The sequence below is a fragment of the Paenibacillus sp. MABNR03 genome (genome assembly GCF_050455445.1).
In the GTDB taxonomy this organism is placed as follows: Bacteria; Bacillota; Bacilli; order Paenibacillales; family Paenibacillaceae; genus Paenibacillus; species Paenibacillus xylanilyticus.
The window spans coordinates 62,095-79,758 of the sequence record NZ_JBCIYR010000009.1 but is presented as its reverse complement, the minus strand read 5'-3'; the positions used below and the strand labels follow the sequence as shown (position 1 = coordinate 79,758).

General features: G+C 50.1%; 17 protein-coding genes and 1 riboswitch. Of the genes, 12 read left to right on the top strand and 5 right to left on the bottom strand.

The genetic code is table 11. The features are described 5' to 3' along the window. Positions 1-17: 17 nt before the first annotated feature. Positions 18-1,328, top strand: coding sequence for an A/G-specific adenine glycosylase (gene mutY / locus AAIH57_RS27325; RefSeq protein ID WP_430023722.1), 1,311 nt, complete (start codon positions 18-20; stop codon positions 1,326-1,328). Between the two features lie 141 nt (positions 1,329-1,469). Here the strand turns inward: mutY and AAIH57_RS27320 are convergent, their stop codons facing one another. After that, complete coding sequence (locus AAIH57_RS27320) at positions 1,470-2,081, bottom strand: superoxide dismutase (protein WP_175395438.1); 612 nt, start codon at positions 2,079-2,081, stop codon at positions 1,470-1,472. 535 nt (positions 2,082-2,616) lie between these two features. On the opposite strand from AAIH57_RS27320, the gene AAIH57_RS27315 reads away from it, so the two are divergent. From AAIH57_RS27315 to AAIH57_RS27280, 8 genes are all read left to right on the top strand, one after another. Beyond that, positions 2,617-3,042, top strand: a complete 426-nt coding sequence (locus tag AAIH57_RS27315; protein WP_175395437.1) for a GNAT family N-acetyltransferase — start codon at positions 2,617-2,619, stop codon at positions 3,040-3,042. A gap of 259 nt (positions 3,043-3,301) precedes the next feature. Then, positions 3,302-3,877 (top strand): signal peptidase I, encoded by a 576-nt coding sequence (gene lepB, locus AAIH57_RS27310; protein WP_175395480.1) that lies wholly within the window; start codon positions 3,302-3,304, stop codon positions 3,875-3,877. 172 nt (positions 3,878-4,049) lie between these two features. Next, positions 4,050-5,885, top strand: a complete 1,836-nt coding sequence (gene queG, locus AAIH57_RS27305) for a tRNA epoxyqueuosine(34) reductase QueG (RefSeq protein ID WP_430023721.1) — start codon at positions 4,050-4,052, stop codon at positions 5,883-5,885. 15 nt (positions 5,886-5,900) lie between these two features. Beyond that, entirely contained in the window at positions 5,901-6,932 is a 1,032-nt protein-coding gene (locus AAIH57_RS27300) for an HD-GYP domain-containing protein (RefSeq protein WP_430023720.1), read from the top strand. A gap of 224 nt (positions 6,933-7,156) precedes the next feature. Next, a complete protein-coding gene (locus AAIH57_RS27295; protein WP_076290490.1) occupies positions 7,157-7,420 on the top strand; it encodes a YneF family protein in 264 nt (87 codons plus the stop codon). Positions 7,421-7,513: 93 nt separating this feature from the next. Continuing rightward, a complete protein-coding gene (gene folE, locus AAIH57_RS27290; RefSeq protein ID WP_095293209.1) occupies positions 7,514-8,107 on the top strand; it encodes a GTP cyclohydrolase I FolE in 594 nt (197 codons plus the stop codon). A gap of 241 nt (positions 8,108-8,348) precedes the next feature. Next, a complete protein-coding gene (locus AAIH57_RS27285; RefSeq protein WP_430023719.1) occupies positions 8,349-9,212 on the top strand; it encodes a lipoate--protein ligase family protein in 864 nt (287 codons plus the stop codon). A 70-nt stretch (positions 9,213-9,282) separates the two neighbouring features. Continuing rightward, positions 9,283-9,507: a hypothetical protein gene (locus AAIH57_RS27280; protein ID WP_095293207.1), complete on the top strand. Its 225-nt coding sequence runs from the start codon at positions 9,283-9,285 to the stop codon at positions 9,505-9,507. Positions 9,508-9,645: 138 nt separating this feature from the next. On the opposite strand, the gene AAIH57_RS27275 is transcribed toward AAIH57_RS27280, so the two are convergent. Then, positions 9,646-10,926 (bottom strand): Fe-Mn family superoxide dismutase, encoded by a 1,281-nt coding sequence (locus tag AAIH57_RS27275; protein WP_430023718.1) that lies wholly within the window; start codon positions 10,924-10,926, stop codon positions 9,646-9,648. Between the two features lie 164 nt (positions 10,927-11,090). Next, positions 11,091-12,116: an alpha/beta hydrolase gene (locus AAIH57_RS27270; protein ID WP_430023717.1), complete on the bottom strand. Its 1,026-nt coding sequence runs from the start codon at positions 12,114-12,116 to the stop codon at positions 11,091-11,093. 363 nt (positions 12,117-12,479) lie between these two features. Between AAIH57_RS27270 and AAIH57_RS27265 the strand changes: the two genes are divergently transcribed. From AAIH57_RS27265 to AAIH57_RS27255, 3 genes are all read left to right on the top strand, one after another. Then, positions 12,480-13,223 carry an IclR family transcriptional regulator gene (locus AAIH57_RS27265; protein ID WP_430023716.1) on the top strand — a complete coding sequence of 248 codons (744 nt, stop codon included), beginning with the start codon at positions 12,480-12,482 and terminating at the stop codon, positions 13,221-13,223. 126 nt (positions 13,224-13,349) lie between these two features. Continuing rightward, positions 13,350-13,463, top strand: a riboswitch (TPP riboswitch). Positions 13,464-13,864: 401 nt separating this feature from the next. Beyond that, the gene (gene thiC, locus AAIH57_RS27260; protein WP_430023745.1) at positions 13,865-15,625 is read left to right on the top strand and encodes a phosphomethylpyrimidine synthase ThiC; all 1,761 of its coding nucleotides are present in this window, start codon (positions 13,865-13,867) and stop codon (positions 15,623-15,625) included. Between the two features lie 218 nt (positions 15,626-15,843). Then, a complete protein-coding gene (locus AAIH57_RS27255; protein ID WP_430023714.1) occupies positions 15,844-16,095 on the top strand; it encodes a hypothetical protein in 252 nt (83 codons plus the stop codon). A gap of 71 nt (positions 16,096-16,166) precedes the next feature. Here AAIH57_RS27255 and AAIH57_RS27250 read toward each other — a convergent pair whose 3' ends face one another. Together AAIH57_RS27250 and AAIH57_RS27245 are read right to left on the bottom strand one after the other, a co-directional pair. Continuing rightward, on the bottom strand, positions 16,167-16,853 hold the full coding sequence (locus AAIH57_RS27250; RefSeq protein WP_175395432.1) for a hypothetical protein: 687 nt from the start codon (positions 16,851-16,853) through the stop codon (positions 16,167-16,169). Between the two features lie 176 nt (positions 16,854-17,029). After that, positions 17,030-17,197, bottom strand: coding sequence for a hypothetical protein (locus AAIH57_RS27245; RefSeq protein ID WP_164764361.1), 168 nt, complete (start codon positions 17,195-17,197; stop codon positions 17,030-17,032). Between the last annotated feature and the right edge of the window lie 467 nt (positions 17,198-17,664).

Genomic DNA, 17,664 nt, shown 5'->3' with positions numbered 1-17,664 from the left:
CAGGAGAGGACGGAAATATGGGTTTAATGGAACAAAAGCAACATTTCAGTGTAAATTTGCTGGATTGGTACATGATCAATAGACGGGACTTGCCTTGGCGTCGTCATCATAATCCCTATTTTACGTGGGTATCGGAAATTATGCTTCAGCAGACTCGGGTGGATACAGTTATACCGTACTTTAACCGTTTTATCGCCAATTTCCCGACAGTTCAGGCATTGGCTGAAGCGCCGGAAGAGGATGTATTGAAAAACTGGGAGGGCCTGGGCTATTATTCCCGTGCACGCAATCTCCAGGCGGCTGCTAGACAGGTAATGGAGCTGCATGGGGGAGAAATGCCGCAGGACAAACAGGCGGTATTTGCGTTAAAAGGAGTGGGCCCGTACACAGCCGGGGCCATTCTCAGCATTGCCTTCAACCAGCCGCAGCCTGCGGTAGATGGCAATGTCATGCGGGTACTGTCCCGATACTTCCTCATTGATGAGGACATTATGAAGGGCAGCACCCGGGTGTTGATGGAAGAGCTCGCAGGGGAGCTCATTCCGGAGGGGCAGGCGCGTGATTTCAATCAGGCGCTAATGGAACTTGGTGCGCTGGTGTGCACGCCAAAAGCGCCGCACTGCCTGACTTGCCCGGTCATGGAGCAATGTTCCGGACGCATCGCCGGACGGGAGCTTACGCTGCCGGTCAAGACCAAGGCGAAGCCGCCGCGCCCTGAGCAGCGGCTGGTCGCCCTGGTGGAGGGCCGCGGCAAGCATCGCGGCCAAGTGCTTGTGCGCCAGCGCCCAGCGACGGGCTTGTTAGCCCGCATGTGGGAGCTGCCGCATGTGCTGGCGGCGCCCGCCGCAGCCGGCAAGGCGGCGGGGCCGCTGGCCGATGAGCCGGCCATGGCATTGCTGGCCGGCAGTCTGTGGGCGGAGGGCTTCGCCGCCCGCCCGGAGGGGCTGGCTACTCATGCGGAGCATGTGTTCAGCCACATTGTATGGAACCTGCAGGTGTACAAGTGCACCGAGCAGGACCAGGGCAGTGATGAGCTTCCGCTGATCGCTGCGGAAGCCAGAGCCGCCTACGAGGTACAGGCGGCAACCAAGGAGATGGCTGCTTCCGTGCTTGATGCTGCTCGTTCAGCATCGGATCTGGACGGGGAAATACTTCCGGAAGCTGCCGAAGCATCCATCAACTCTGCCCTGACTCATACAGGCAAGAGGGACGGGCTCATCTATCGCTGGATCGGGCCCAAGGATATGGAGAAGCTGGCATTTCCTAATGTCTTTCTGAAGCTGCTCAGCAGTTATTTTTCTGGCGCCTATGATGAAGTGAGTGAATGATTGCTTAACTTAACTTAACTTAACTTGCCTCAACTACAACAAGAAATATATAGATCGTAAACTATAAAAGCAAACCACAAAACAAAAGAGCCTGATTCAGTCGCAATGACTGAATCAGGCTCTTCTTATAGGCAGGCAGTCTTATTTCGCTGCTGCGTAACGTTTGTTTACTTCATCCCAGTTGATTACATTCCAGAAAGCGCCAATGTAGTCAGGGCGTTTGTTTTGATATTTCAGGTAGTAAGCGTGCTCCCATACGTCCAGACCCAGAACCGGAGTCAGACCTTCGAAGAGCGGGCTGTCTTGGTTAGGTGTGCTGGTGATGGACAGTTTGCCGTCTTTACCAACAACGAGCCAAGCCCAACCGGAACCGAAACGAGTTGTAGCTGCTTTTGCAAAGTCTTCTTTGAATTTGTCAAAGCCGCCCAGTTCGCTGTCAATTGCAGCTGCGATCTCGCCAGTAGGAGCGCCGCCACCGTTAGGTCCGATGATTTCCCAGAACAGGCTGTGGTTAGCATGCCCACCACCATTGTTGCGAACCGCTGTGCGGATGCTTTCTGGTACGCTGTCAAGGTTAGCAATCAGATCTTCCAAGCTTTTTTCTTGCAGTTCAGGAGCGCTTTCCAGAGCTGCGTTAAGGTTAGTTACATAAGTATTGTGATGGCGATCGTGGTGGATTTCCATCGTTTGTGCATCGATATGTGGTTCCAGTGCGTCGTTAGCGTAAGGAAGTGCCGGTAATTGAAAAGCCATAGTGAAAATACCTCCTGAGATTTTAAATTTTTAAGTCAGCATTTTGCATAATTCGTTTCAAACCGCTCCCGGGTACAAGATGGAGACAAATAGAATCATTTCGATCTATATCTTGCTGATTGGAAGTCGCTCATTTGGATTTATGCAAATTGCCCAGGTACATATGTAATAATACCCTTGCCACTAATATTAAACCGCATTCGGGCTAATTAAGCAACATTTTTGTTTATTAAGTCCCCTGAGGCGTTGATCAAATGCATGACTCGAGATAACAAACATATTTTACCCATTATGAATATATTTATGTGGTTTCCAGTGAATTAATAGGCAAAAAGATTAATATTCGGATGTAAACGGTTACAATTAAGCGCTTTCAAAAGAAAATGCGTGTTTTATGGCGGAAAGTATGGTTTAATTGACGGAGAAGCGGTATTTTCTCGTTTTTTGTCATTATTCGAACATTGGGTTTTTGGTAAAAAGGGGTTCCCCTTTTTGTAAAACCTCATCTAAGCTAACGAAAAGGGAGATTTAAGACATGCACGTTCGTTCCTTTCAGTTGAGTGATGCAAGCCAGATGACGGAGCTTCTCCAGGTTGCACTATCGGAAGAGTGTTATGAGAACACGATGGGCCCGTTTGCCCGTCAATTGTCATGGGATTCTGACCTGATTATGGTTGCGGAAGAAGAGGGAGACCTCGTCGGCGCCTTGATCGGTACGATTGATCACAACCAGGGATGCATCTACCGTATTGCGGTCCATCCAGACTATCGTCGCCGTGGAGTCGGTAAAAAACTTGTCGAGGCCATGGAGCAACGTTTCCAGCAACGGAAAGTCAGCCAAATATGGGTCGCGGGTGATGAGCACAACAAAGCAGCCATGCCTCTGTATGAAGCTATGGGTTACGGTGCCAATCGGATATTAAGTGCTTTTCAGAAGCTTAGTATTTTGTCCAAAGCTTAGGTTTGAATGATTAAAAAAAGAAATAAAACAGATTTTCATTTTATATTAGGCATATCCTTTCAACGTAACCACGTGGGGATATGCCTTTCTATTTGTATGACGGTACTCTGCCAATTATGACTCAGGTATTGGTGTTCATAACCAATTGTTTCACTCTCGCAAATGAGATAGACTTAGAGGGAGTATTTTCGCCTTATTTGGAACAAAATTGATAAACGAGGTGTCCCTTTTGAACTCCAATATACCTTCTACAGAGCATATGAATGTCGAAGACCGCAGTGATAAGACAGGGTCTGAACAGCCGGGCAAGTCCTGGGCAGCAGAGCTGTGGGACTGGGTGAAGACCATCGTTATTGCTTTTGTGATTATGATGCTGCTCAACCTGTTTGTGTTTAATCTGTCGATGGTCAAGGGTCAGTCCATGCAGCCGACACTGGTCGAGCGTGACCGTTTGTTTGTGAACAAGATTGTATATGACTTTGGAAAACCATCCCGGTTTGATGTCATTGTGCTGCGGGACCCCAGTGAGGGTGTGGAGAAAAAGGATTTTTTGGTCAAAAGAATTGTTGGACTTCCGGGGGATACGGTTGAAGTTCGTGATCACCATTTGTACGTGAATGGAGAACAGCAGGCAGAGACGTATACGGATACCGAGGTGCAGGACCCTGATTTTGGACCGATCACGCTTGAGGACGATCATTATTTTGTGATGGGGGATAACCGTCATGAAGGCAAAAGCAAGGACAGTCGTGTATTTGGGAGCATCACGTCCAGTGAGATTGTTGGGAGAGCCGAGTTTATTTTCTGGCCGTTTTCTGAAATCAAGAAACTGTAAAATGTTGGGATGGGGAAACTTTGGACTGCATTTTGCGTCAAATATATTGCCCCTTATCCATTTAAATAGGGTATACGCGGATCGTATATCGATATAAACGCCTGTCCTCCCGAGTGAGGCGGGCGTTCACTGTTTAGTAAATAAGAGTGGAGAAGAAGAGAGGGAAGAGAACATGACGAGCGTACAGACCGGGGCGGCTCAGGCTGGTTCTGTGTGGGAACAGTTGAAACAGGAGATCAAGGCAGCTGCTCCCGGACTGGGCATTGATGATGTCGGTTTTGCTTCAGCAGAGCCCTTTGTGTCATTAAAATCACTGCTGGAGCAGCATCGGGCTAACGGTTATGAGTCTGGATTTGAAGAGCCGGATATTGAGAAAAGGGTGCGTCCTGCTTTGAAGGAAGGCGAGCCGGCCTCACTCATTGCGATAGCTGTGGCATATCCATCGAAGATGATCAATCCACCGAAGTCGGAGCCTGGCGCGTATCGTGGCATTTTGGCCCGTTCGGCATGGGGCCGGGATTATCACCATGTGCTGCGCGAAGCGATGGACAAACTGGTGAATTTTATACGTGAACGGGTACCGGAGGCCATGATTGAGAGCATGGTGGATACAGGGGCACTAGTTGACCGTGCAGTCTCCCAGCGAGCGGGCATTGGTTTCAGCGCCAAAAACTGCTCCATCATTTCACCCAAGTTTGGGTCATGGATCTATCTTGGTGAACTGGTGACCAACATTCCCTTCCAGCCGGATACACCGGTGACGGAAGATTGCGGGGAATGTACGAAATGCATCGATGCCTGTCCGACTGGAGCGTTGGTGGGTCCGGGGCAATTGAATGCACAGCGGTGTATTTCTTTTGTAACCCAGACGAAAGGGTTCGTGGATGAAGAGTTTATGTTAAAAATAGGCAACCGTCTGTACGGTTGTGATACATGTCAGATCGTCTGTCCGAAGAATCGGGGCAAAAACTGGGATCACCATCCCGATCTGCAGCCCGATCCGGAGATTGTGAAGCCGCTGCTGCTGCCACTGTTGGATATCGGCAACCGGGAGTTCAAGGAACGATTCGGTCAGAGCTCCGCCGCCTGGCGGGGCAAGAAGCCGATTCAACGCAACGCAGTCATCGCACTTGGCAATTTCAAAGACAAAAGCGCTGTGCCGAAGCTGTCGGAGGTACTGAAGCGTGATCCGCGTCCTGAGCTGCGGGGAACCGCAGCCTGGGCGCTGAGCAGAATTGGAGGAGAAGACGCAATGAGAGCAATTGGGGAAGCTGCCGCTAACGAACAAGATGGGAACGTACTAAGCATGCTGCAGAAGGCCAAGGAGCGACTCCGTTCGTCCGGGTCCTTACCCGATAAGCCCCAGGTTGGGCTAGTAAGTGACAAGCAGCAAGAAGAACAGAAGAATGAACCGGCTGATACGGATTTCAATCCGTCCGGGCAACCGAAAAAACAGGAGGCCGCTGCGTGGAAGCCTTCAGCCGTCACCGGACTTCATGGCACGCCGGTATATTATGATGAAGTGCTGACACCGATTGGTACACTTACCCTGTGTGCTACGGATAAAGGCCTGTGTCATATTGATTTTGGAGCATTTCATGTGCGTGAGGCTCACCTGCAGCAATGGGCCCGAACCTGGATTGGCGAGTATCGGTATGAGAAAAATGAAGAGAAGCTGAGCGAAGCTGCGAAGCAGCTTCAGCAGTATTTTGCCGGAGAACGAAAATCCTTCGAATTACAGCTGGATTTGCTTGGAACACCGTTCCAGCTACAAGTCTGGCAAGTCCTGTCCGATATATCTTATGGAGAGGCCTCATCACACCAGCAGGTTGCGGAAACGATCGGAAGGCCCAAAGCTGTTCGCGCAGTTCTGGATGCCATTAGCAAAAATCCGATTCCGATTATTATTCCCTGTCACCGCATCAGCGGAAAAGACGGTACCCTGGTAGGTTATGTAGGCGGTCTGCAAACCAAGGAGCAATTGCTCGCATTGGAGCAGCAATCGTAAGAGCGGGGGACGTTCATGAAGTATGTAAACGTGGAAAGTGTGGAGGCGGGTGAGTGTCTGGGCAAAACCGTGTATTCAGGCAATGGAACAGTCTTGTTGTCTGCGGGAGTCCAGCTCACCGTATTTATGGTTAATACGTTGAAGCGTATTGGCGTAACCATGCTGTACATCCAGGATGAAACGTATAAAGATGTGGAGACAGAAGACATTCTGGATGAAGCCACGAAGCGGGCCATTATCAACGAAATGAGCGTGACGCTGGAAGCGGTACGTTCCGGGAAGGACTGGAGCCCGAAAAAGGTTACCCTTAGCATAGACAAGCTGCTGAACGATGTTTTAAACGGGCGGGAACTGCTTGTCCAACTGACGGATATTCGAACTAAGGATAACGCCCAGTATGTACATGCCATGAATGTATGCTTGCTGTCCTCTGTCATAGGGCTGAATTTGGGCTTGAACTACAATCAGCTGAAGGATCTGGCGGTGGGTGCACTGCTTCATGATATCGGCAAAGTTGGAGAGCCTCCGGGCAGCGTATCTGCAGCCAATGCTTCTCTTCACCATACGTGGCGGGGGTTTGAAGTGATCAAGTCCAAACGGGAATTCAATCTTTTGGTGGCACATACCGCCCTTCAGCATCACGAGCATATGGACGGCACAGGTCTGCCAAGAGGTATTATGGGCAAGGACATTCATTTATTTGCCAAAATTGTTGCCGCCGCCAATATATATGACAATCTGATCAACGGCTCATCCGGCCGAAGCATGCTGCCGCATGAGGCTTGTGAAGAGATGATGGCGATGTCCGGCACGAAGCTGGATCGGGAAATTCTGATAGAATTTAACCGGAGCGTGTCCGTGTATCCGAATGGAACAGCTGTCCGGCTGTCCACCAAAGAGACTGGCGTAATTGTTCGGCAGCATCGGGGATTACCGGGCAGGCCTGTCATTCGGGTTGCCCGCGGCAGCACGCGTTATGATCTGGATGTTATCGAAGTGGATCTTGCCAAGGAAACAACCGTTTTCATCGAGACTGTAATGACCTAGGTGTCCATGGATCTTCCTGAAAGGCATAATCCATGTTGAGCTAAAGTTTTTGTCATCACAAATTTAACTATTAGCTGGAAAATCCGTTTGCTCCATTCGTGCGGAAATGCTATGATAATTTTCAGGAAATCCGGTCCGTGACACGTGTACAACCAGGCAAGTGAACATCAGGGGCTGACACGGATTATTAGGCTTTTTAGATTGCATACAGAGGTGTCTAAGAGATGGAAATAGCAATACCGATTATTACATTGATTGTAGGTCTGGTCGGGGGATTTTTCATCGGGGTGTACTACTTGCGTAAACAACTCGAGAAAATGCAAAGTGATCCCGATATGCTTCAGAAAATGGCGAAGCAAATGGGTTATAACCTGAATGGCAAGCAAATGCAGCGCGCCCAGCAGATGATGAAGAACCAGCAGCCTGGCGCGAAGATGCCTCAGCCGCAGCAGCATCCTGCGCGTAAAAACTCGGGCCGCCGAAAATAATAGTTGTAAGCAAGCAATTTGCATAATCGAATTATGCATAATGCTGTGGTGTAGAATGCTTACACCAAGGGGTTCGAAAGGAGGCGTTCGGCAGTGGCTGGCGTTAAAGATTATTTGAATTCAAAAGTATCCGACAATCGGGAGAAGATCGAGTACCATGTGGAACAGATCCTCAAGCTGATCGGAGAAGATAGCACGCGGGAAGGGCTGCTTGAGACGCCTGCACGCGTAACCCGGATGTATGAAGAGATTTTTGGCGGGTATGAAGTGGACCCGCGCGATGTACTCGGTGTGACGTTTGACGAGAATCATGAAGAGCTAGTCATTGTGAAGGACATTGTCTACTACAGCCAGTGTGAACATCACATGGCACCCTTCTTCGGCAAAGTACACATTGGTTATGTACCCAGCGGCAAGATTGTCGGTTTGAGCAAGATGGCCCGTTTGGTGGAGGCAGTTACCCGTCGTCTGCAGGTTCAGGAGCGTATTACTTCACAGATTGCCGACATTTTGAATGAGGCCGTTGAACCGCATGGTGTCATGGTTGTCGTGGAAGGTGAGCATTTGTGCATGTGTTCCCGCGGCGTGAAGAAGCCTGGCAGCAAAACGGTAACCTCCGCGGTCCGCGGCTCTTTCCGGGACAATACGGCACAGCGTGCCGAGTTTCTGTCACTGGTTAAGGACTAAGATTCAAACTGGACAAGCGATGTCCAATCATTGAAAATGGTTACCAATAAGCCGTGTTCCCTGGGAACCGGCTTATTTATATGAGTATGTTAAATAGATTCAGTGAGTTGAAACGAATCATGCAGCATGCTGATATAATAATTGTAAGTAAAGATGTATGGCAGAAGAGACGTACATACACATGACAACGATGGTTTGAACTCATCCTGTTTCAGATTCGGTTAGTCGGAGGCTATCTTATATGAGTGTACCGTTCAATTCAGAACAACCTGGGCAGTCGGGAGCAGTGCAACCGATTCCTTCCGATCCGTCATCTGGGCTGCATCGTTTACAGATTTGGGAAACGCCATTATTGCGGCACGGAAGCAGTGTGCTAGAAGCATTTGCATGGGAAGAGGTGATGTGCCGCCGAGTGGGCGAAGGCCATTTGCCGGTAGCTCATATTTGGCGCCATCCAGATGCCTTTGTAGCGGGTCTGCGGGATCGACGGCTGCCAGAGGCTGTGGAGGCGATGGAACGCATGAGAAGACGGGGAACAGCTGTCTGTGTTCGTCCCTCGGGTGGTGCTGCTGTTCCTCTTCATCCGGGCGTGGTTAACGTTTCTTTGATTTTGCCTAATCCGGGTCGGGCTATCAATATTCACGATGATTTTCGCGAGATGGCCTCGCTTATTGCCGAGTCGTTAACGCCGTGGTCGACTAAAGCACAGACCGGAGAGATCGAAGGAGCATTTTGTCCGGGGGATTATGATGTCAGTGTCGGCGGACTGAAATTTTGCGGAATTGCCCAGCGCAGACAGGCGAAGGCTTACATCATTACGGCTTTTATCATTGTGGAAGGGCACGGGGATAAACTGGCAGCGGATGTACGCAAGTTTTATCAGGATGCAGCAGGCGATTTGAAGGAAGGTTATCCCGATGTCCGGCCAGGCACGATGGCTAGTCTGCAGGAGCTGGCAGGCGTTCCTTCTGCCGCGGCTTATACCGCTTCCCTGGTTCGTACACTTCGTAATCGGTATCCCCTGGCGGAAACTGGACGGGTGTTGTCCCTGGACCGTGAGACAGTAAGACAGACGGCAGAACAGATGAAGCTCCGCTACGATTAGTATCGTGCGAGGACACTTGGAATTGGTTAATAGAGATGATATGATGTGATTTCGGAAGGAGAGTGCCAAGATGGAAACATTAAGATATACATTCGAATATGAGGTTGTATCTTCAGGCGAAAAGTCTGAATTCAGCCAAATGGCAACAAGCAAGGAAGAGGCTGCAGCGCTAATCGTTGCGCGGATTGCCGACCTGGAGTTCACAGGCGAAGAAGATATCAAACTGGGCGATCTGATTGCTATCAGCAAACAGGTTGGGGACAACTATGTTGCATGCGAGGGCTGTGCTTCCTAGTAGAGCGCGTCAGGGGACCTATCCAAATACAGCAAGTCTTCCGGAATCGGGAGGCTTGCTTTTTCATTGCTAATAAAAAGAGATATCTGGCAGTCTTCAGGCTGGAGATATCTCTTTTTTTATATTCCCGATTCAGATCTAGTAGGGCGGCCATAACAGCTTGCGTGCCGTTTCATAACGTTCAGCCACCGCAGGCCAGTAGACCACATTCCACCAGTCCTCAATATATTTCTTGCGCTCATTCTGATGTTTCAGATAGTAGGCATGCTCCCATACATCCAGCGGCAGGAGCGGCACGATGTCGGACTGGGACAGGTTCTGGTGCTTCTCTGCCTGTAAGATCTCCAAACGATGTGCCCGCGGGCTCCAGACAAGCAAGGCCCAGCCACCGCCCTCCACTTTGTTGGCGGCTTCGGTGAACTGATTTTTGAACGCCTCGTAACTGCCGAAATCCCGTTTGATCTGTTCCGCAAGCATGCCTGAAGGTTTGCCGCCGCCCCTAGGATTCATGATCGTCCAAAAGATGGTATGCAGGTAATGACCTGCACCGTTGAAGGCTAGTTCGCGTTCCCAATGTTTGACGAGTTCAAAGTTATTCTTTTTCCGCGATTCAGCCAGTTTCTTCTCGGCCACATTAAGTCCGTCCACATAGGATTGATGGTGCTTGTCATGATGAATGCGCATCGTCATTTCGTCAATATGCGGCTCGAGTGCATTGTATGCATAGGGAAGAGGCGGCAGGGTGTGTCCTCCAATGGGGACGGGCTTCTCTTTCACAGGAGGCGCAGACGGTAAAGTCATGCTCTCTGTGGCACCGGAAGAAGGCGATTGAACAGGGACGGCTGAAGACTGTGCCTGTGATGGAGGCGATGAAGGATTGGCTTTACCGACTACGGAAGCCGGCTCTTCCGCTGTTTCTTCCTCGGAGCGTCCTGTCCATTGAAGATACTGTTCCAGTGAGAAGTTCTCTTCATTTGCCGCATCCCGAATGACACCTGGCTGATTCAACGTATCCAGCACGCCGAGGAAATACTCCGATTCACGGATAAAGTGCAGAATGACAGCCTTGGCAAGCGGTACAGCCTGCACAGCAGCACTTTGCTCGAGCAGCACATACAACTGTCTGATGAACTCCCGCGATTGGGAACGTGCAGAGGCCACAAGCTGTTCCACACAGCGGATCATATAAGGGGCAGGTGGGTGGGTTCCGGGCAAAAGCTGTTTCAACAGCTGATTGGCCACTTTCTCACTATTTTCAAAAGTCGCCGCCCATTCCTCAAGCAGCTTTACATAAGAGGGCTCAAGTTCGGGAACCAGTGCCCGAATGACGAGCGTATGCTCTTTCTCCTGCTCTTTCCAGAATCGGATCTCCTCCAGAATACGCAGAGGCAGCAAGGGTCCATATGTAGACCAATTCATATACGGTGGACCTCCTTCAAGTGAAATTTTAGAAATCAGCCCATCAAGGAATGTCAGGCTCAAACCATTTATAATCGTCCCAAAAGTATATTCTTCAGCCATGTTGTCCTATGTGTACACAAAAAAAAGAGCCCCGCTGGGGCTCTTGAATCACCGGAAGGTAACTATTCTCCGGTATTGGTATTCTCCACATCATCGCTGCTTGTCTTCGTCACATGACTCAGGAACATAGAGACACGGCGAAGGTACTCCTTCGGATGTTCCCGGAAGATCAACTCATGATGCGCATCCTGTACAATCCATTCTTCCGAGTAGGTGTTGGTTTGGTTGGCGGCAAGGAGCTCCGCGATTGGATAGGGAGCCTTCTCATCTTCCGTACCGTGAATGAAGAAGATCGGGAACGGATAGTCTTTCTTTTTGACTTCCTGATACGGGATTTGCTGCAATCCGGTGCCGTTCAGAACCGGGAATAACAGATTCATGATCTGTAGGGTCGGCTGGCGCGGCAGATCGATCTGGTTATGGATGTTGTGATACAGCGTATCCGGCTCCAGCAGGAAGGTGCTGTCGAGAATCATGGCATCCACGTTCTCCGTCAACAGACCAGTCTGTAATGCGGTACCTGCGCCCATGGAGAAGCCCCAGACGACAAGCTCCTGAGCACCGCGCTGCTTGGCAAACTGAATCGCACCAAGCAATTGCTGGGACTCGGCTTTGCCGCCCGTGGCGACCGCCTTGTTCACCTGTGAGGCGAATCCGTAATCAAACATCACTACATTGAAACCGAGCTGGTGGGCGTAATGAGCCAGGTCATACATCGGTACCCAGGTTTCCTCCCGGTTGGCACCATATCCGTGACTGAAGATAATGGTTTTGTTGACTTCGGTGTCTGCGGGAATGTACCAGCCCTGCATCGTCCGGCTGCCGTCTGCTGCCGGGAACGTGATGTCTTCGTACTTCATATTCTTGGCCTGCATCGGGTTGGAGAATACAGGGGCTACGGTTGGATTGGATAAGACCCAGGCGATATAGCCGTGTAGTGCAATAAAACAAAAGAGCAGAAAAAATACAACGGAGAGCAGCAACGCTACGATAATATGTTTGAACCGGATCAGCCTCGGTGATAACGAAGAGGGCAGATCGGACACTTTCGTTTGCAGCGGGGCTTCGCTCTGGGATGTCGGAAACATGATTGCCCCTCCTTATTAAGATCAATTGAAGATAACAACGAGTTCAGATCGGGTAAAATGTCTTTTTATCCTTACAAGCATGTGCAGCAAAATCTTGTCTTTATATATCTTTATCGTATGTTTCCCTATAGTTAAAGTCAATTGATTGGAGGCATTTGTTACGCAATTGTTATATAGTTCGAAAGATATATGGGTAACATTTCCTGATGGTGCAGATTGCAGGGGATTTAGGCTTATAAAAAGAAAATATTTACACCTTATCCGGTTGTGTTTTGGCGCTTTTTGGTTTACAGATGAGATTGTTTCTCATATAATTTATGTAACCAAGTTTCATGTGATGAAACATGAGGAGGGCATTATGCCATGGAAGACCGCAAATTAACCGTCCGTGCTGTGGAACGGGCGCTGGATATATTATTGTGTTTTACCACCCGCAGTGATCTGGGACTCACGGAAATTGCCAGCCAGATTGGTTTGCACAAAAGTACAGTTCACCGTCTGATGGCTACACTGGAGGAGCGGGGATTCGTTATTCGTGATGCTGCCACAGAGAAATACCGACTCGGTATTCGAATCTGGGAGCTGTCTGCCCATATGTCCCGCAGTGATGATCCGGCCATATTGCTGCTTCCTGCGATGGAGCGGCTCAGAGATCGTCTGGGAGAGACCGTCAGTCTGTATCTTCGGGATGGCAGTGAACGGATACGAATTCAGGCCGTCCAGAGTGATCAGGCAATCCGCCGTGTGGCTCCGGTCGGCGTGCGGCTTCCCTTATCTGTAGGAGCATCCAGCAAGGTGCTAATGGCATTTGCGACGGAGGAGGACCGGGAGGAATTGATGAATAGCCCGGAATGGCCGGTATTTATCGATCCTGAGGTTTATCTGGCCCAGATGGGAGATATTCGGGAGAATGGATATGCAACCAGCTACGAGGAACGGGAGCCTGGAGCGGCTGCAGTATCCGTACCGATTATGGACCGTAAGGGAAATATCGCTGCTGCACTTTCGGTATCCGGACCCGTTAGCCGTCTGTCCCAGGAAACTTTGCATGAATATGCACCTGTGCTGAAGGAAGCGGCTGCGCAGATGGGCCTCATGTTGTCCTGATTTTGAATACAGTGGAAGATAAAGGGTTGTTTTTCTGATGGACTTGCGCTAGTCTGTAATGGACGGCCCGGCGGGGCTGGAATGATGAATTGAATATGGAACTGCGGTACGTATACCGCAACTTGTTAACGTTACTGGGGGAGTCCGAATTGTCCGGACTGAGACGGAATCGCATGAGATTCCGGACCCTTTGCACCTGATCTGGATCATACCAGCGTAGGGAAGTAATCGGCGATATAACCACGAACACCTGCATAATACTGCCTTTGGCATGTCTCCACTTGAGGGAGCATGGCATCAGGCTTGTTATGGGTGATGGACATGAGCCGGTTCCCTCGGGAACCGGCTTTTTTTATATACAGTGAACAGGCGAACGTCCGCTGCAAAGAAGGATTACATCTCCTGATGTGCGGGCCTGCGAGAATGGGGTTTAGTCCAGTCATTCAATAGCCTGTCAGCTTAATCTGCTGTAATGTCCTCTTTTCCGAAGTGTGGTCGCTCTTTCTTACCTATGCGTGGATGATTGGGCTGGGTGCGCAAGCCAACAAACGGACTAATCAATCCATGGGACCACCAACGAGGAGGAAGAGGTAGCGATGAGTACGGACAACAGAACAACGGGACAGAACCATTCAGAGCATATGTTGGAAAAGGAAACAGGGGCGGCCGGGCGGGTTCAGCCATTTCCCGGCAGCCGCAAAGTGTACATTCAGGGCTCACGTCCGGACATTGCTGTACCGGAGCGTGAAATTGCCCTTCATGACACGAATACTCCCCAAGGGGTGGAGCATAACGAGCCGCTGCGTGTCTACGATACGAGCGGCCCCATGACCGATCCCGGATTCCATGCGGATATCCGGGCAGGTCTGCCAGCTCTGCGTACACGCTGGATTACAGAGCGGAATGACGTTGAGGCATACCAGGGACGCACCGTCAAACCGGAGGATAACGGTTTGAAACCTGGAGGGAAGAGAGCCGGAGCTGAAGAGTACCCGGGCTTGCGCGGCAAACCGCTGCGTGCACAATCCGGACGATGTGTCACCCAGATGCACTATGCGAGAAAGGGCATCATTACACCGGAGATGGAATTTGCAGCCATTCGTGAGGGAGTGGAGCCGGAATTTGTGCGGCAGGAGCTGGCGAGCGGCAGAGCCATTTTGCCGTCAAATATTAATCATCCCGAGAGTGAGCCGATGCTGATCGGGCGCCATTTTCACGTAAAGATCAACGCGAATATCGGCAATTCGGCCGTTTCCTCTTCGATCGAAGAAGAGGTGGAGAAGATGACCTGGGCGGTTCGCTGGGGATCGGACACGGTGATGGATCTCTCTACGGGCAAGGACATTCATACCACCCGGGAATGGATCATCCGCAATTCGCCTGTACCGATTGGAACAGTGCCGCTCTATCAGGCGCTGGAGAAGGTGAATGGCGAAGCCGAGGCCCTGACCTGGGAACTTTATCGTGACACGCTTATTGAGCAGGCAGAGCAGGGAGTGGATTACTTTACGATCCACGCAGGCGTGCTGCTGCGTTATATCCCGATGACGGCCAAACGGATGACAGGGATTGTTTCCAGAGGCGGCTCCATTATGGCGGCATGGTGCCTTGCACATCATCAGGAGAATTTTTTGTACACCCACTTTGAAGAAATCTGTGAAATCATGAAAAGGTATGATGTGGCCTTCTCTCTCGGAGATGGACTCCGCCCAGGCAGCATTTATGATGCCAATGACGAAGCGCAGATGGCTGAACTTGCTACGCTCGGTGAACTGACGCAGATCGCGTGGAAGCATGATGTGCAGGTGATGATTGAAGGGCCGGGACATGTGCCGATGCACAAGATCAAGGAGAATGTCGACCTCCAGATGGAGATCTGCAAGGAGGCGCCGTTCTATACACTCGGACCGCTGACGACAGATATCGCACCGGGCTATGACCATATTACCTCAGCCATTGGGGCGGCGATGATCGGCTGGTTTGGAACGTCCATGCTCTGCTATGTGACGCCCAAGGAACATCTGGGCCTGCCGAACAAGGATGATGTGCGGGAGGGAGTTATTGCCTATAAGATTGCTGCACATGCCGCGGATCTGGCCAAAGGCCATCCCCGTGCACAGCGCCGGGATGACGCACTGTCGAAGGCCCGCTTTGAATTCCGCTGGCGGGACCAGTTCAACCTGTCACTGGATCCGGAGCGTGCGCTGTCCTACCATGATGAGACGCTGCCGGCTGAAGGGGCCAAGGAAGCCCATTTCTGTTCCATGTGTGGACCGAAGTTTTGCAGCATGCGCATCACCCAGGATATTCGTGCCTTTGCCGCAGACAAAGGGCTGTCCGAGAATGAGGCTGTGGCGGCTGGAATGCAGGAGAAGGCTGTGGAATACCGAACCCGATCCTAGGCGACGTTACAGCGCAATCTGGGCGGTCTAGAATGTATAAAAGCCGTTCTCTCCGCTATTGGGAGAAGAACGGCTTTTAGTTATGGAACCAGTTTGCTTCGCTGAAGAAGTAGATAGAGGGTCAAAATACAGGATATTTCTATCCGTTATAGGTTGATTGTCTCACAGATGTTTAATAAAATGAGTATAAGTAAAGACAAATAAGAGTAGCCAGGCCAATGGCTACTCCTGCACAGCATTTGCGGCAGGTATTCCTCCGAGTGCAGCTTAGCTCAGATGAAGTGACCCGTCAGGCCTGTCAACCTGTGGCGGGTCACTTCTTTTTCCGTTCGATGTATGTCAGGAGCGCAATAATTAACATTGCGAACACGATTACGTCGTTGAAAGAGAAGTTCATAGGATCACCTCCCACTGGAGGCAAGCCTATTCCCCACCACAAATTGGCTGTACATATGGATTATACCATTTGAAAGACTCTCATTCGAGAGTCTTTTTATCATGAAACAAAAGTACTTCACAGCTGAAGCTCTACATGTCAAAACTAACGATGAACGATGTTCAGGTGCTGCTCCAAATAGGTTGCAAGCGATGCCAGGGGACTGTAAATCTCCGTACCTGCATTTGCTGTTGCGCGAGCTGCTGCGGGAGCCATGGACAACTGAGCGGCAACCACCATTTTGTCTGGCGACTGAGCAGCCAATTGCTGCAAGCCCGTACTGACTGCCTCAAGATAGCCGTCCTTATCGCCCCGCATAATCAACTCAAATGTACCGGGAATTAACACGGCCTCTATTCTTGATGTATCCGCAACCTGCTGCCCGCTTGTTTCACCTTGCTGCAATGCTTTATTCACCCGCGTCATCGTTCCTTCAACGGTTGCCGGGTTGGTAAAAGCAAGGATGTATTCTTGGGAAGTCTGCTGCAGCTTCTGCAACAGTGGATCATCGATGCCGATGACGGGTATGGAAACATGCTGTGCTGCCTGCGCCAGTTCCGCAGCAAATAGGGTACAAGTGACCAGGATGGCATCTGCATGACATTGGGCAATCCATTGTAACGTCTGAGATACCTTCTCTTGCGTGACAGCTTCAGAGAAGTTGGCATCATGTTTGCGGCGATCCAGACCCGGATCGACATAATGCACAAGTTCTACTTCATAGGAGGCGAGTGTCTCTTCAATCAGTGCGATGTTGGAATAGTGAGCGTGAAAACAGCCGATCGTGATCATGGTGACATCCCCTTTACCAATGCTTTTAACCTGTGAGTGCAACAGATATTTAACTCATTATAGAAATGCAATTGGAAACTGTACAGATTTTTATGCCAAACGCCAATAACCGTCTCCCCGCCAAACGGCGGAAGGACGGCTCTATAATCAGGTTCGAATATGATCAGATGTACATTTTAGCGCATGGAAGGCGATGCATTCTTTTGTGCCATTTTTTGCTGCAAAATCTCATGAAAGGATAGACCTTGAGTGTTCTCATTCTCCTTTTTGGGAGCAGTGGTCGCCGTGTTGCGTGGATATTGGTGGTGGTACGGGATCATTTGCTGAATAGGCATGCGGATCATCTTGGTTCCTCCTTTGGTGCATGTTCGAATATGCACTCGTTATTGTTTTCTTATTTAAGGTTATGTATTTCCGATAGGCCCAGTTCCTCGTGCACAAATAGGTATATGTGACTTGTTAGACGAAACCGGGAAGTTATGACGTAATTCCAATTGGATTGTAGTGATTTTACCCCGTATTGAGAAGATGTAAACGGTTTGAGGGAAATTCAGGAATAAAGAACCTGATATAAATGGTTTGATATGGGAGGATGGAATCGGTTGTTAAGTGAATAGTCCCATTTTCGCGAATGTCAATTGAGCCCTTAAATAAGACAAATTGTCCGGAGAGTAGGTATCATTGAAGCTAACTAACTTGGTACCATAGTCGGTTGTCTTGGGTGTGAAGGGGAATGTTTTACACGTTTTCACACGTGAGACAAGGGAGATATACCAAACAAGCCGTCCGGAGAACCGGACGGCTTGTTGTT